At 42.0% G+C, this 14,637-nt stretch carries 11 protein-coding genes, 15 tRNA genes and 1 rRNA gene; 3 read left to right on the top strand and 24 right to left on the bottom strand.

Going from position 1 to position 14,637, the window contains the following annotated elements; all coding sequences use genetic code 11:
• Window positions 1-19: 19 nt before the first annotated feature.
• Window positions 20-631, top strand: coding sequence for a nitroreductase family protein (locus tag P6709_RS16620; protein WP_336619008.1), 612 nt, complete (start codon window positions 20-22; stop codon window positions 629-631).
• Window positions 632-845: 214 nt separating this feature from the next.
• On the opposite strand, the gene P6709_RS16615 is transcribed toward P6709_RS16620, so the two are convergent.
• Window positions 846-2,525: a M20/M25/M40 family metallo-hydrolase gene (locus P6709_RS16615; RefSeq protein ID WP_278242053.1), complete on the bottom strand. Its 1,680-nt coding sequence runs from the start codon at window positions 2,523-2,525 to the stop codon at window positions 846-848.
• Window positions 2,526-2,727: 202 nt separating this feature from the next.
• Between P6709_RS16615 and P6709_RS16610 the strand changes: the two genes are divergently transcribed.
• Window positions 2,728-4,032 carry an NCS2 family permease gene (locus P6709_RS16610; protein WP_278242052.1) on the top strand — a complete coding sequence of 435 codons (1,305 nt, stop codon included), beginning with the start codon at window positions 2,728-2,730 and terminating at the stop codon, window positions 4,030-4,032.
• A 58-nt stretch (window positions 4,033-4,090) separates the two neighbouring features.
• Here P6709_RS16610 and yhbH read toward each other — a convergent pair whose 3' ends face one another.
• The 7 genes from yhbH to queG all read right to left on the bottom strand — a co-directional run bounded on the left by yhbH (window position 4,091) and on the right by queG (window position 11,752).
• Window positions 4,091-5,239, bottom strand: a complete 1,149-nt coding sequence (yhbH, locus tag P6709_RS16605; protein ID WP_278242051.1) for a sporulation protein YhbH — start codon at window positions 5,237-5,239, stop codon at window positions 4,091-4,093.
• A gap of 448 nt (window positions 5,240-5,687) precedes the next feature.
• Window positions 5,688-5,996 carry a hypothetical protein gene (locus tag P6709_RS16600; RefSeq protein ID WP_278242050.1) on the bottom strand — a complete coding sequence of 103 codons (309 nt, stop codon included), beginning with the start codon at window positions 5,994-5,996 and terminating at the stop codon, window positions 5,688-5,690.
• Window positions 5,997-6,316: 320 nt separating this feature from the next.
• Entirely contained in the window at window positions 6,317-8,194 is a 1,878-nt protein-coding gene (locus tag P6709_RS16595; RefSeq protein ID WP_442905363.1) for a PrkA family serine protein kinase, read from the bottom strand.
• A 517-nt stretch (window positions 8,195-8,711) separates the two neighbouring features.
• Window positions 8,712-9,461: an oxygen-insensitive NADPH nitroreductase gene (nfsA, locus tag P6709_RS16590; protein ID WP_278242048.1), complete on the bottom strand. Its 750-nt coding sequence runs from the start codon at window positions 9,459-9,461 to the stop codon at window positions 8,712-8,714.
• A gap of 115 nt (window positions 9,462-9,576) precedes the next feature.
• Window positions 9,577-10,050, bottom strand: a complete 474-nt coding sequence (trmL, locus tag P6709_RS16585) for a tRNA (uridine(34)/cytosine(34)/5-carboxymethylaminomethyluridine(34)-2'-O)-methyltransferase TrmL (protein ID WP_278242047.1) — start codon at window positions 10,048-10,050, stop codon at window positions 9,577-9,579.
• A gap of 50 nt (window positions 10,051-10,100) precedes the next feature.
• On the bottom strand, window positions 10,101-10,568 hold the full coding sequence (locus P6709_RS16580) for an amidase domain-containing protein (RefSeq protein ID WP_278242046.1): 468 nt from the start codon (window positions 10,566-10,568) through the stop codon (window positions 10,101-10,103).
• 50 nt (window positions 10,569-10,618) lie between these two features.
• Window positions 10,619-11,752 carry a tRNA epoxyqueuosine(34) reductase QueG gene (gene queG / locus P6709_RS16575; RefSeq protein WP_278242045.1) on the bottom strand — a complete coding sequence of 378 codons (1,134 nt, stop codon included), beginning with the start codon at window positions 11,750-11,752 and terminating at the stop codon, window positions 10,619-10,621.
• A gap of 94 nt (window positions 11,753-11,846) precedes the next feature.
• On the opposite strand from queG, the gene P6709_RS16570 reads away from it, so the two are divergent.
• Window positions 11,847-12,521, top strand: a complete 675-nt coding sequence (locus P6709_RS16570) for a B3/B4 domain-containing protein (RefSeq protein ID WP_278242044.1) — start codon at window positions 11,847-11,849, stop codon at window positions 12,519-12,521.
• A gap of 233 nt (window positions 12,522-12,754) precedes the next feature.
• Here the strand turns inward: P6709_RS16570 and P6709_RS16565 are convergent.
• The 16 genes from P6709_RS16565 to rrf form a co-directional block, all read right to left on the bottom strand.
• Window positions 12,755-12,828 (bottom strand) — tRNA-Gly (locus P6709_RS16565).
• Window positions 12,829-13,208: 380 nt separating this feature from the next.
• A tRNA-Leu gene (locus tag P6709_RS16560) sits at window positions 13,209-13,289 on the bottom strand.
• 7 nt (window positions 13,290-13,296) lie between these two features.
• Window positions 13,297-13,370: transfer RNA gene (locus P6709_RS16555), tRNA-Cys, on the bottom strand.
• Window positions 13,371-13,379: 9 nt separating this feature from the next.
• Window positions 13,380-13,454 (bottom strand) — tRNA-Gly (locus tag P6709_RS16550).
• 5 nt (window positions 13,455-13,459) lie between these two features.
• Window positions 13,460-13,531: transfer RNA gene (locus P6709_RS16545), tRNA-Gln, on the bottom strand.
• Between the two features lie 18 nt (window positions 13,532-13,549).
• Window positions 13,550-13,625: transfer RNA gene (locus tag P6709_RS16540), tRNA-His, on the bottom strand.
• A gap of 21 nt (window positions 13,626-13,646) precedes the next feature.
• Window positions 13,647-13,720: transfer RNA gene (locus tag P6709_RS16535), tRNA-Trp, on the bottom strand.
• A 3-nt stretch (window positions 13,721-13,723) separates the two neighbouring features.
• A tRNA-Tyr gene (locus P6709_RS16530) sits at window positions 13,724-13,807 on the bottom strand.
• Between the two features lie 26 nt (window positions 13,808-13,833).
• Window positions 13,834-13,909: transfer RNA gene (locus tag P6709_RS16525), tRNA-Phe, on the bottom strand.
• A 53-nt stretch (window positions 13,910-13,962) separates the two neighbouring features.
• Window positions 13,963-14,038 (bottom strand) — tRNA-Asp (locus P6709_RS16520).
• A gap of 7 nt (window positions 14,039-14,045) precedes the next feature.
• Window positions 14,046-14,119, bottom strand: a tRNA-Met gene (locus tag P6709_RS16515).
• 81 nt (window positions 14,120-14,200) lie between these two features.
• A tRNA-Val gene (locus P6709_RS16510) sits at window positions 14,201-14,273 on the bottom strand.
• Window positions 14,274-14,281: 8 nt separating this feature from the next.
• A tRNA-Glu gene (locus P6709_RS16505) sits at window positions 14,282-14,356 on the bottom strand.
• 20 nt (window positions 14,357-14,376) lie between these two features.
• Window positions 14,377-14,468, bottom strand: a tRNA-Ser gene (locus tag P6709_RS16500).
• Between the two features lie 3 nt (window positions 14,469-14,471).
• Window positions 14,472-14,546 (bottom strand) — tRNA-Asn (locus P6709_RS16495).
• Between the two features lie 6 nt (window positions 14,547-14,552).
• Window positions 14,553-14,637: ribosomal RNA gene (rrf, locus tag P6709_RS16490) — 5S ribosomal RNA — on the bottom strand; the annotation flags it as partial.

The raw sequence follows: 14,637 nt of genomic DNA, 5'->3' as shown, positions 1-14,637 counted from the left end.
TCATATGTCGACTTCAACTATGGAACAAAATGTGCTTAGTGTGATGCAGGAACGCCGGTCCACTAAAGAATATGATACAAATGCAGAGATTTCCAGAGAAGAGTTAATGGAACTTCTTGAAATCACAGGTCAGGCTCCATCTGCGTGGAACCTTCAGCACTGGAATTTTCTTGCTTTTCATAATAAAGAATCTCAGGAACGCCTTTTGCCTATTGCTTATAATCAACAGCAAATCGCCGATGCTTCTGCCGTAATCGCTGTATTGGGAGATCTTCAGGCAAATGAAAATGTGGATCCTGTATTTAATCCAGCTGTTCAAGAAGGAATGCTGTCTGAAGAAATCAAGCAAGCGTTAAATGGACAAATACAAGCCGCTTATGAAAGTGAACAATTTGGCCGTGACGCCGCTTTTACAAACGCATCACTGGCAGCTATGCAATTTATGCTTGCAGCAAAAGCAAAGGGCTGGGACACATGTCCAATTGGCGGCTTTAGTGCTTCTTCATTAATGGAGGAATTCGAAATCTCTGACCGCTATGTACCTGTAATGCTTATAACTGTAGGAAAAGGCATAAAAGAAGCACGTCCATCCGGCAGACTTAATATCAACGATTTAGTATCATTCGTTTAAACCGTATGTTTCACCATGCGGAAATAGGAGCATGGGAGATAATTTTTACAGTTTAGAAAATGGAAGATGCATCAACCGTTAAGTATTAGGTGAGCGCAGCGGAAGGTGGCGACTCCAGCAGGATATGGCGCGTGATTGAGACTTCGCAGGGCAAGGCCCAGGAAGGCTCAAGCCCCATCCCTGCATGATTACCGCCTGAAGCGAAGTGATCCGGTCAGTGAGCTTGAGACACTTTTGTCTCAGGCTCTTTTTTTGCCACCAAATCCAAAGCAAAATCTTTAATGAGACTGGGCAGAACGTGGAACGTATACGGCTTATAAACCCGCTCAGTCCATTTATGTCCATCTCTTCCGTATACACCTATATTAATGGACGGGATGTTAACACTTCTGATCAAATCAATTGGCAAAGGATAAATATCTGACATCCTCGGCATATTTCTCTTTAAAACATTTACCTCTTCTTCACTTTCATGCAGAGAAAGATAGCTGCCGTCTGCCAAGTACGGGAAAAAACGTTTAGTTGCGAATGTTTCATTGCTTTGAGCCGCTACGACCTCAAGCCGGCGGACCAGCTTTTCACGAATCTCTGCACCGTACACATACTGCTCATTTAAATAGTTGTGAGGCAAAAATGGTGGTGCAAAAAACAATATGACACGCGGTTTTTTATCCGGATCCAGTTGCTGGAGTGCCTCAACAAGGGCAAAAGATGCTTCTCTTCGGTCCTTGCCTTTCCATTCGCTTGCTACACGGTCCAAAACCTCATCGACAGGCAGGCCCTTTTCTTTGAGCTCATTTTGCAGATCCTCATACGTGCATACACCGACTTCCCATTTCCACTTACTTGGGGGAAATCCATGATGAATTCGAAATTCATCATATCTTCTTTCACTTTGAATTCTAAGTTCTTCTACTGTTTCTCTTGTTACAGACAGCAATTTATCCATTACGTCTTTTGCGGTTTGTTCAAAAACAAAATAATTAAAATACATCCTTGCACTTACAGCAGTCTGAACATTGTAACTGTGCTTATCTTCTTTAAAATAAAGGCAGGCTGGCGGCAGAACATATTCTCCCTCCAGTTCTTCAACTAAATCAAGGTTCTGATTAATTTTCCTATTAATCTCTGACCCAACAAGTGTGGGATCAATTGACGTAAGCACATCCCCTACATGCGCTTCACGACCATAGATATAAAAAGAGGGCAAAACTTTACCCGCTGCTCCTGTATAAATATATTTTGTATCATCGTTGTCGTGCATAGGGGCAATAAAATCATTGTTAATCGCCGCTACATACTTCAGCCCTTCTTCTTTCATCCGCTGAAGCTCTTGCAGCGCTGCAAGCATACCGGCATGCTCACTTTCTTCGTCGGGATTGAATAGAAACAGCATCGTCCCGTCAAGAGGCTCTTTTTGTTCAGACAGTTCAAGCAGATTAGTTAAATGAATGGCAGCACCGCTTTGCATATCAAGCGACCCTCTTCCAAACAGCCAGTCTCCTGAAAGAGCCTGTTCTTTTACCCGCTGGTCTCCATCATATGTGGAAAAATATTTCTGCAAAGCATCAGGATCATGGGCAAGCGATTGGAGCGTTCCAAAATCATCTGTTTCCACAGTATCGATATGACTGTGAAACAGGACCGTCTTTTTTTGTCTTCCCTCTAGTTTAGCCCAAACATTTATACGATTGTAAGGATCCCCGTCAATGGGCTGTATCCAAACATCTTCCGGATGCTGCTGAAAATAAGGAAACGACTGAATGATGGAATAGATTTCTTGTACTTTTTCAGCCTCTCCTGAAGAGCCAGTATAGCTTTTAATTCCGACTAAACGGCGTGTCAGCATTTCTGCCCGGCCGGCTGTCGATTTATTTTTCAATTCATTATACATACGTCACCCTGCTTCCGAAGCGTCTTATTTGTTTAAGCTTCATCTCCATCTTATCGAATTGTTTGAAAATTGCAATGTGATGACCTCAAATTTTTCATCAGATCGATTTTTCTTACTACAAGGGTTGATTTTTACTCTATAAACGAATATTATATTCTTTGTGTTTTTTTAATGTTCGTATTTTAATAAGGAGTTGAATGAAGTGTTTCGCTTTCATTTAAAAGAAAATAATACGACCGTCAAAACCGAGGTGCTTGCCGGTTTTACGACGTTCATGACGATGGTTTATATCGTGGTAGTTAATCCAATTATATTATCCACTACTGGTGTTCCGTTCGATCAGGTTTTTCTCGCCACAATCATTGCTACGGTGATCGGAACATTATGGATGGCTTTATTTGCAAATTATCCAATTGCGATCGCACCCGGTATGGGGCTGAATGCGTACTTTGCTTTTTCCGTTGTTGGCACCAACACAAATATTACGTATGAAGTAGCATTTGCAGCCGTATTTGTTTCCGGAATCATTTTTACCATTATTTCTCTTACTTCATTTAGAAAGAAATTAATTGAAGCGATTCCTGATAATTTAAAGCATGGAATCACTGCCGGAATTGGTTTGTTTATCGCTTTTATCGGGATGCGCCTGACCGGTATTATAGTGGCTCACCCTGATAATCTGGTTGCTCTTGGCGACCTGCATTCTCCCCCGGTCATTTTAGCTTTCTCTGGACTGGCAATTACACTGATTCTCATGGTTCTTAAGGTAAATGGAGCGTTGTTTATCGGTATGCTGATTACCGGTGCAATAGCCTTTTTTACAAATCAGCTGACGTTTGACGGGGTAATGGCACTTCCTGGTCTTCCAGAGGGATTAATCGTTTCAAACCCCATAGAAGCCTTTGGGGACGTCATTCAATATGGATTATTTGCAGTTGTTTTTTCTTTCCTGCTTGTAACGATTTTTGATACAACGGGTACTATGATTGGTGTTGCCCAGCAAGCCGGGTTAATGAAAGGCAAAACACTTCCAAGAGCACGGCAGGCACTTCTTGCCGATTCTGTAGCAGCTACAGCTGGTGCTATGGTTGGGACGAGCCCTACATCTGCTTATATTGAATCTTCTTCTGGAGTGGCAGCGGGAGGCCGTACAGGCTTAACAACGGTTACCGTTGCAATGCTTTTTATAGCCGCAGCCTTCTTTGGTCCGCTTGTCAGCGCGGTATCAGGCGTTGCAGCCATCACTGCACCTTCACTCATTATTGTGGGAAGTCTGATGATGGGAACGATCGCTAAAATTAATTGGGATGAAATTGACGAGGCGTTTCCTGCATTTTTAATCATCTTAAGCATGCCGTTAACATCCAGCATAGCTACAGGTATTGCGTTAGGTTTTATTTCCTATCCAATTTTGAAAATTTTCCGCGGCAAGTGGAAGGACGTTCACCCGCTTGTTTATCTATTCGCTGTTTTATTTTCGTATCAGCTTGTTTTTCTTCCACACTAAACAGAAAGAAAGCCGAAGAGCAGAAATGCTGCTGCGGCTTTCTTTTTATGTCTGATTATTAAACTTCCTCTTTTAAAAAATGCTTTAAAGCAAAAAATACATCCGACTTTCTTCTGAGAATAAAATACCTAAGTTCATCCTCAGGAATCTTTTTATAAATGGACATGAGCGAAGACTGACGCTGGTATTGATTAACTTCTCCATAGCCAAATAGATTGCATACCTTCGAAAGCTCTTCAATCAAAGGCAGACAGCGCTGATTGTCTGAGGTTAAATTATCTCCATCTGAAAAATGAAACGCGTAAATATTATAACGCTGAACCGGATATTCGTTATGAATCAGTTCAAGTGCTTTTCGATACGCGGATGAACAAATGGTGCCTCCGCTCTCCCCTTTGGAGAAAAAGGTTTCTTCTTCTACTTCTTTTGCTTCTGTATGATGTGCGATAAAGCGGAGATCAACATGATCGTACTTATGCCGCAAAAATCTGGTCAGCCAGAAAAAGAAGCTTCTTGCTACATATTTTTCAAATGCCCCCATGGATCCACTTGTATCCATCAAAGCTAGTACAACCGCTTTTGATTCTCTTTCAATCGATTCATTCCAGGTCCTGAATCGTAAATCTTCCGGCAGAATTGGATTAAAAGAAGGAGTGCCTGACATGGCATTTCGTTTAAATGCACTCATCATTGTTTTCTTCTTATCAATATTTCCAGTCAGCCCTTTGTTGCGAATGTCATTAAATTCGATATCTTTTGTAATTTCTTCTGATTCTTCTTTTTGCTTCAAGTTTGGAAGCGACAGTTCTTTAAATAAGGCTTCTTCAACCTCGAGCAGTGATACCTCCGCTTCAACATAGTCAACGCCTGCTTCTTCCCCAGCTCCCTGACCTGCACCCTGCCCCGGTTCCGGACTGCCCTTTGCTATTAAGTCTCCAACCTGGCTGTCACCATTGCCTTGACCTACATGCTTTTTCTTATCGTAGTTGTAACGGATTTTGTATTCATCCAGTGAACGGATTGGAATTTTCACTACTTGCTTTCCATTTGACATGACTATGCTTTCTTCAGTAATTAGCTCTGGCAGCTGGTCTTTGATCGCTTCGTTTACTTTCTCCTGGTGCCTTTTTTGATCATCCTGTCCTTGTCGGTGAAGGGACCAATCTTCTTGTGATAGGATTGTGGACGACCGCTCATCCATTTTCATGGTCTGCTCTCCCTTCTTCCATTCGTATTTCATTGTATGCGCCAATGAAAAAATATTTACTAATTAAACCGCATGCATTTTGTTCTATTCGCTCATTTTACTGCCTTTACAGCGTTTAAATGCTTATTTAATTGAATTTTCCGAAAATAATTTCTTCGTTTTTATAATCTTATTTCTGCCAGACCAAAATAAAGAGAACCTGAGACAAAGTGTCTCAGGCTCTCTGACCGGTTCGCTTGGCTTCAGTGCTCACTTTTCGCAGGGCCGGCCCTTGAGCCTTTTTCAGGGAGTTGCCCTGTATAGTTTCAGCTTGCCCTCATATCCTGCTGGAACCGCTGCCTGCTGCTGCGCTCACCTATTACTATTTATAACTATTGCCTAACATTTTAAACTTTTTTTTTAGCTTCGTCCTAACCTCTTCTTTTTAAAAAAGTATAATGCAACGTGATTATGTCAATTCCTTCTCTCTGGCAGATGTTTTAGCCGCATCGATCAACAATATAATGGAAGCAGCTACGTGCATGATAAACCCGGCTAGAGGAATAAATCCAATAACACTTGCAACAATTCCAACTATGCTGCCGGTCCTTTTTTCAAACTCCTTAACAGAGAAAATAAGCGTAACGATATGAAGACCGAGCATAATCCATAGCGGTGCCCATGATAAAGTAATTATTACGGTGCCCCCTATGATCGGTATGGCAAAAAAAGCCTCTAGTCCTCCTGTAATCCATTTAAGCGTGGTGGATGTTTTCATCTTTCACCCGTCCCTTCTATATAATCCTTCTTTTTCTTTTACACTCATCTTGCCGTGGTAAACATCGGCCTTAAGCTGCTCTAAATTCCCCTCTGCCTTTTATACGTTTGAGCCCGCTATAAGTTTCATTTTAATACGGCTGGCAGTGTAATTTAAACCTCTGCCCTATTTCAAGCTTTCACCTAAAATGATGCGTTTATGTGAGACAGCTTTGTGAATCTCTGATGAAAATTCAAAAACGTATTTATAAAAACAAAAAAAGAACCAGGAATTACTGGCTCTCAAAAAAACATGTCATTTTATACGTCTGGCTGTCCTTACTATCTGTTTAGTAAACTGCCCACATATTTGAGTAACTCGTTGGCACTTGAGGTATTATAGCCATGCTCATCAATTAAACGTGCAATAACCTCGTTCATTTTCTTCAGCTGCTGCTCATCCGGCGTTTTCGATGACGTCGTAATTTTAACTACATCTTTTAAATCTGCAAATAATTTTTTCTGAATCGCCTCTCTTAAACGATCATGGGAATGATAATCAAATCGCTTTCCTTTTCTGGCATAAGTGGAAATTCGAATTAAAATTTCTTCTCTGAATGCTTTTTTTGCATTTTCTGAAATGCCAATTTGCTCTTCGATGGAACGCATCAGCTTCTCGTCCGGCGTCATTTCTTCGCCAGTCAATGGATCACGCAGCTTGGATTTGTGGCAGTAAGCCTCCACATTATCAAGATAATTATCCATAAGCGTTTTTGCAGACTCCTCATACGAGTAAACAAAGGCTTTTTGAACTTCTTTTTTCGCCATATCATCAAACTCTCGGCGTGCAAGTGATATATAACCCAGGTAGGCCTCTTTTACATCCTTCGTAATGGAAGCATGCTGATCAAGTCCTTCTTTCAGCGATCGTAAAACATCAAGTGCATTAATAGAAGAAACTTCTTTCCGAATAATAGTAGAAGAAATACGGTTTATCACATAACGAGGATCAATTCCATTCATGCCCTCGTCGTCATATTCCGTTTTTAATTCCTGCAGATCTGCTCCATTAAATCCTTCAACCGTTTCACCATCATAAAGACGCATTTTCTTAATTAAGTCAATGTCTTTTCGTTTAGGTTCTTTCAGGCGGGTAAGAATAGTAAACATCGCAGCAATTTTAAGTGTATGAGGCGCGATATGCACACCCGCGACATCACTTTCTGAAATCAATTTTTCATATATTTTTTCTTCCTGCGTCACTTGGAGATTATAAGGAATCGGCATGACAATAATACGCGAATGAAGAGCTTCATTCTTCCTGTTGGAAATAAATGACCTGTACTCAGTTTCATTTGTATGAGCCACAATCATTTCATCAGCCGAGATTAACGCAAACCTTCCAGCTTTAAAGTTTCCTTCCTGAGTCAGGGAAAGCAAATGCCATAAAAATTTCTCATCACATTTTAACATTTCCTGAAACTCCATCATCCCTCTATTTGCTTTATTGAGCTCGCCGTCAAAACGGTACGCCCGAGGATCACTTTCTGACCCATATTCTGCGATCGTTGAAAAATCGAGGCTTCCTGTCAAATCGGCAATATCCTGGGATTTTGGATCAGAGGGGCTGAATGTTCCAATACCGACCCGCTTATCCTCTGAGAAAAAGATTCGTTCAACCGGTACATTTTCAATTTGTCCATCAAATTCTTTTTCTAGGCGCATCAAATTCAATGGCGACAAATTACCTTCAATCCGGATGCCGTATTCCTTTTGAAAGTCCTCTCTCAAGGCATGCGGGATAAGATGAAGCGGATCTTCATGCATCGGACAGCCTTTTATCGCATATACAGCCCCTCTGTCTGTTCTTGAGTAGGCTTCCATTCCTCTTTTCATCATCGTAACAAGCGTAGATTTACCTCCGCTGACCGGACCCATGAGCAGCAAAATCCGTTTTTTTACATCCAGTCTTCTTGCAGCAGGATGAAAATATTCCTCTACTAATTTTTCCAAAGGTTCTTCTAAACCAAAAAGCTGATTTTTAAAGAAGAGATACTGTTTTTTTCCATTTTTCTCTTCCACACCGGCATCTTTTATCATGTTGTACACACGTGAATGGGCTGATTGAGCCACCCATGGCCGCTCTTTTAACAACTCTACGTATTCAGAAAACGTACCTTCCCATTTTAAACTTTCTTCTTCACTTCTATATTCAGCCATTCGTCTTAAAATATCCAACAACGTCGCCCCCCTTATTGGCCCTATGTAGAAAGGTATGCAGAAACTGCAGATTGCATGAAAACGAAAAATAAATTCATTTTTAATCGTTCTTCACCATTTTAAGAAAAAAAGAAGAAATTATGACTTATGTTTTTTCATCGGACCTTTTTGGGAAATATACTGCATAGTCAACTTACTGTTTTCACTGCCTGCTGATGGGTCCAGCAGATAAGATCGTGTGCTTTATGTCGTGGGTCCTGCCTCTTTTAACGACGAATTCAATAATTCTTCACATTAAAGCGCTGCATTTGTTCACTATTCTTCATTTTTAGGGTATACTTTTAAACAGCAGATCTATTTTCCCGTAAAAAAAGGAGGGCCTATCATATGAATACAGCACTTATTTTAGGTATCTGTGTGGCATTTCTTGCAGCGATTTTCGCAGCAGGCTATGATTCTAAACCAGGTACTCATAAAGATTAATACAAGTAAAAAAGCTGCCCCAGGGCAGCTTTTTTTAATGGCGATTTAATTTTTTTCCTTCAATAAAATCCTTCATATACATCCTGCTTTTTCGTTCAAGCATTTTGGCCATTTGATCAGACCATTGATCACTTCGCACGCCCTCTGTCCGTTCATGATAATAAGCAGAAATTCCTCTATCGTATTCCCTCACTTTATCTTTTAACAGATCAGGATCTGACTCGTAGCTGTTTTCGTGGTAGACCATTTCAAACGGCATTCGGGGTTTTATAGCGGTCTCCTGATCCGGCACGCCGACGGTCAAGCCAAACAAGGGAACGACATACTCCGGAGCATCTATTACCTGGTTGACTTCAGCCAGATTATTTCGAATTCCTCCTATGTAGCAGATGCCAAGCCCCATTGATTCCGCTGCAATTGCGGCGTTTTGAGCGGCAAGGGAAGCATCAATCACTGCCACCATAAATTTCTCAGTACTCTCAATCGAAGGCTGAACATCAGCATCTTTCCATTGCCCAATATGAGCATGGCGGTAAAGATCGGCGCAAAATAAAAATAAATGGCCGCTCTCTGCTACATATTCCTGGCCTCCTGCAAGCGCAGCTAACTCTTTTTTCTTTTCCTTATCTGTTATCCCTATTATCGTATAGGCTTGAATAAAGCTTGAAGTAGACGCCATTTGAGCTGCCTCTACAATAGTTTTTATTTGGTTCTTTGTTAAAGGCACATCTTTGAATTTACGAACGGATCGGTGGTTTTTAAGCAACTCAATCGTTTTTTTCATATACGTACGCTCCTTCCCTTTAATCTTCTTTTAAAGTGTATCGAAATCTATACCAAAAACAAAGTTTTGATGTAAAAAACGCGATTCTCTGTTGCAAGAATCGCGCTCTGCTTTATTACTTTAATCCTGGAAAATTCTGCTGTCTTAGTGCCTCATACACCAATATAGCAGCTGTATTTGATAAATTAAGAGACCGGACATGATCGTTCATTGGCACCCGAAGAGCCCTGTCTTTATTTTTTTCGATCACATCAGAAGGAAGTCCTGAAGTTTCTCTGCCAAAAATAAAGTAATAATCTTTTTGAGTATCCTCATAGCTGAATGATGAATGAGGTTTTTCTCCGTACTTTGTTAAAAAGAAATATTCACCGTCTGCGCTGCTTTCAAAAAATTCTTCTAACGAGTCGTAATAGTGAATCTGTACATGGTTCCAATAATCCAGACCAGCTCGTTTCAGCATTTTATCATCCGTAGAAAAACCGAGTGGACGTATCAAATGAAGTGCTGTGTCAGTTGCAGCACATGTACGTGCAATATTTCCTGTGTTAGCGGGTATTTCAGGCTGATACAAAACAATATGATTTCCCAAACTTTTCACCTCAAACAATCTATTCAAAACTAAATCATTTCTTCATTTTATCATGTAATTGCATAAAAGTAATATTTAATTGCAGAAGTATAGGCAGACGAGTCTGTATATTCCCAATTTCTCATGCGGCTGTCACTTGTATGAGCATTTACAAGGGGGACGCCTGAGCGCATGGCAGTGACAATTGTTGTATGATTTATTCTCCCGTCCCCTTCAAAGTCATAGCAAATAACATCCCCCTGTTTTAGCGCACTGGCTCTTGAAACCTGCTGCGCCCTCCCGCTCGATTCAAGATACCACTTTAGGGAGTGAGCAACGGACCAGCTGAAACTCCATGAATTGGTGCGCACCCACCAGCCTTTTGAGCGGTTTGGATATCCGGTCATCGACCAGCCGCCTGCATGCAGGCATTGAGATATAAAGTTTGTACAATCCACTTCAAATGAAGGATAAGCAGGATTTCTGCCGTCCCACCATTTTTCTGCGTACAGCACTGCATTTCCACGGTTATATGCCAACTCATATCCCCCCTTTTTGCCATCCTACGACAGCTTCAGGGATTACATGATTAATTGTTTACAAACGCTAATCCTTTTTTAATTTCCTCTAATACTTCTTCGTCTTTCTCTTTTTCTTCATGAGCCAGCAATGCCTCATGTGCTTCCTGTCCGCCAATCTTCCCGACCGCCCAGGCTGCCGTTCCTCTGATGACTGGTCTAACATCTTCCTGCATTACACGAATCAGTGAAGGAAGAGCATTACTTTCTTTAAAGTGAGCAAGCGCAATGATCGCATTTCGCTGAATAGGCTTCTTCCCTCTCCATGAACCTGAAACATGTCCGTAGGTGTCTTTAAAATCCCGGTTGCTTATTGTCAGGAGCGGCTCCAAAAGGGGCTTTGCTATTTCCGGATCAGGTTCAAGTTCCTCATGAAAATGAAAATCCTTTCCCTTGTTTTTTGGGCATACCGTTTGACACGTATCACAGCCATAGATTCGATTCCCAATTTTGGATCGGTACTGCTCAGGCAAAAATCCTTTCGTTTGCGTTAAAAAGGCAATACACTTCTGAGCGTCAAGCTGGCCTCCCTGAACTAATGCGCCAGTTGGACACACATCTACACATTTATTGCAGGATCCGCACTGGTCATTCATTGGAACATCTGGTTCAAATGGCAGATTCGTAATCATTTCTCCCAAATAAACATACGAACCAAACTCAGGCGTAATGACTGAACAGTTCTTTGCACTCCACCCTATTCCCGCTCTCTCCGCTACAGCTCGGTCCACAAGCTCCCCAGTGTCTACCATTGAACGAAAACGTGCTTCAGGTACTCTTTCCTTAATAAACGCTTCAAGCTTGTTTAGACGATCTCTCAGGACTTCATGGTAATCTGCTCCCCAGGAAGCCCTGGCGAAAATTCCTCTTCTTTCTCCTTTTACGCTTCTTGGAGAATCTTTCATTTTAGATGGATACGCAAGTGCAATCGCAATAATGGAACGGGGCTCTGAAAAAATTAACGAAGGATCCACACGTTTATTTATGTCTTTTTCTTCAAATCCGGATTGATAGCCAAGCTGCTCCTGTCTAATTAGATGATTTTTCATTTCAGTAAAAACATCTGCAGTCGTAAAACCGATTTTATCAATTCCTAATGAATCTGCATGATCCTTGATTTCTTGTTTCAGCAAACGATAATTCATCCCGTCCCCTCCTTTCAATAAGGGTCTCTTTATTTTAACATGCTCAGCTTTCTGCTATCATAAACGATATCATTGACAACAAGGAGCTGCTATCATGAAAGTTTCTATTCATCCATCACTGCATCAGCAAAAGGAGCCCCTGTCCTTTGGCATCATTCATTACCAGGACATCCAGGTCGGTGAATCGCCTCAAATGTTAAAAGGCCGGCTGCAGCTTTTTCAGGAATCTATTTTCTTTGAACTTCAAGAGACAAACGTTGCAGACCTTGAAGGCGTCAGAGAGTGGAGAGACATCTTTAAAGCATTGGGCAAAGACCCCAACCGCTACCGGCATAGTGCTGAATCTCTATACCGCAGAATCAAGAAAAAGAATTATTTATCACCCGTTCATTCTGCTGTTGACCTTAATAATTTCTTTTCCCTTGAATACCAGTCTCCAATCGGTTTATACGATACATCTCAAATAAAAGGAGACGTCTCCATCAGATTGGGGAAACCCGGTGAAGAATATCAAGGATTGAACGGACGATCCAATTCACTTGAAAATCTCCTGGTTTCTGTTGACCAAAACGGAGCTTTTGGGAGCCCATTTGTAGATTCTGAAAGGACAGCTATTAATCAAAGCACCACTGAAGCTCTGCAAATCATCTACTTGAGGCCAAGCCTGACCCCGGAGGCTCATATACAATTAACGGATTCACTTAAGAGTATGTTCATCCAGGTGCATGGCGGCTCTGGAAAAAGCTATATAGTTTCAACCACTCAATAAAGATCTTCAAATTTAAGGATTAATACTCGGCAGCAATCTTATTTTAAGGGGCCTGGGACAAAAGAGTCTCAGGCTCTTTGAACGTTTCACTTCACTTAAAGCAGGCGCTTTTCGCTCAGCTTGCCTCAGACGGATCGGTAATGGCTGCCTCTAAATTCGGTAATATATTCATAGAAATAGAAAAAACGCAATGCTTCGTTGATACAACGAAACACTGCGTTGGCTATGTATTGTGGAGCGGGTGATGAGAATCGAACTCACGACATCAGCTTGGAAGGCTGAGGTTTTACCACTAAACTACACCCGCATCAGCAACATATATAAATTTAACATCAAATTTACAATACGTCAACATCTTTCGACAAAATTATCTTCATTTTTTGTTTTATAACTGTTTTGTTTATAGAGATGACCAAACAGTTGATTTTTATTGAATAACTGCTGGTTACTTTCCTGTTTCTTCAACTATATTCTATAATGCATTCGTTATTCCAAAGTCTTTGCAAAAAAAAACCGTAATTTAATTTTTGGAGATTTCTCAGGCAATACATCTCTTACCGCCTTTTAATTCGAATACATTTAATGAGCCGGAAGATTAGCTCGATATGATTTCTTCTGGTTATAAATAAACAAAAATAAAACGATACTCAAGCTGATTGCTGAGGACCGTTTTATCTGATTAATAAATACCTGAGGCCGGACTTGAACCGGCACGCCTCGCGGCATCGCATTTTGAGTGCGACGTGTCTGCCATTCCACCACTCAGGCATATTATTGGAGGCGGCAACCGGACTCGAACCGGTGGTAAAGGTTTTGCAGACCTCTGCCTTACCACTTGGCTATGCCGCCAAAAAAAAATGGAGCGGAAGACGAGATTCGAACTCGCGACCCCCACCTTGGCAAGGTGGTGTTCTACCACTGAACTACTCCCGCTTAAGCTGGGCTAGCTGGATTCGAACCAACGCATGACGGAATCAAAATCCGTTGCCTTACCGCTTGGCTATAGCCCAATAACTATTGAATTAAAATGGGGCGACCGATGGGAATCGAACCCACGAATGCCTGAACCACAATCAGGTGCGTTAACCACTTCGCCACGACCGCCATACTATTGTATTTTAAAATTGGCAGGGGCAGTAGGAATCGAACCCACACCGGAGGTTTTGGAGACCTCTGTTCTACCTTTAAACTATGCCCCTAAATGGTGGAGGGGGGCAGATTCGAACTGCCGAACCCGAAGGAGCGGATTTACAGTCCGCCGCGTTTAGCCACTTCGCTACCCCTCCATAATACATCTGCTAAAAAAATTACATGGTGGCTTTGGACGGAATCGAACCGCCGACACATGGATTTTCAGTCCATTGCTCTACCGACTGAGCTACAAAGCCATATTACAAATCTTACTATGTATTCTATAAGATATCAATAATATTTATAGAAATGGCGGTCCCGACCGGGATCGAACCGGCGATCTCCTGCGTGACAGGCAGGCATGTTAACCGCTACACCACGGGACCTTGGTAATTGCGGGGGCAGGATTTGAACCTGCGACCTTCGGGTTATGAGCCCGACGAGCTACCGAACTGCTCCACCCCGCGTTAATAAGTATATGCTCGTTTTTCGAAAAAGTGAGAGAATGTAAATAGAAACTATTGACTATTCTCTCTGATAATAACGAGTGGAGAATGACGGGCTCGAACCGCCGACCCTCTGCTTGTAAGGCAGATGCTCTCCCAGCTGAGCTAATTCTCCAAATTCTCTGGTGACCCGTACGGGATTCGAACCCGTGTTACCGCCGTGAAAGGGCGGTGTCTTAACCGCTTGACCAACGGGCCTTTTATACGAATAAAATGAATGGCGGAGAGCAAGGGATTCGAACCCTTGAGACAGCGGTAGCCGCCTACACGATTTCCAATCGTGCTCCTTCGACCTCTCGGACAGCTCTCCATATGGCTCCACAGGTAGGACTCGAACCTACGACCGATCGGTTAACAGCCGATAGCTCTACCACTGAGCTACTGTGGAAAATCAGCCTAGCAACGTCCTACTCTCACAGGGGGAGACCCCCAACTACCATCGGCGCTGAAGAGCTTAACTTCCGTGTTCGGCATGGGAA

This window comes from Jeotgalibacillus sp. ET6 (assembly GCF_029667115.1).
In the GTDB taxonomy this organism is placed as follows: domain Bacteria; phylum Bacillota; class Bacilli; order Bacillales; family Jeotgalibacillaceae; genus Jeotgalibacillus.
The sequence above is the reverse complement of the archived record's forward strand: the minus strand, read 5'-3'. Positions and strand labels throughout refer to the sequence as shown.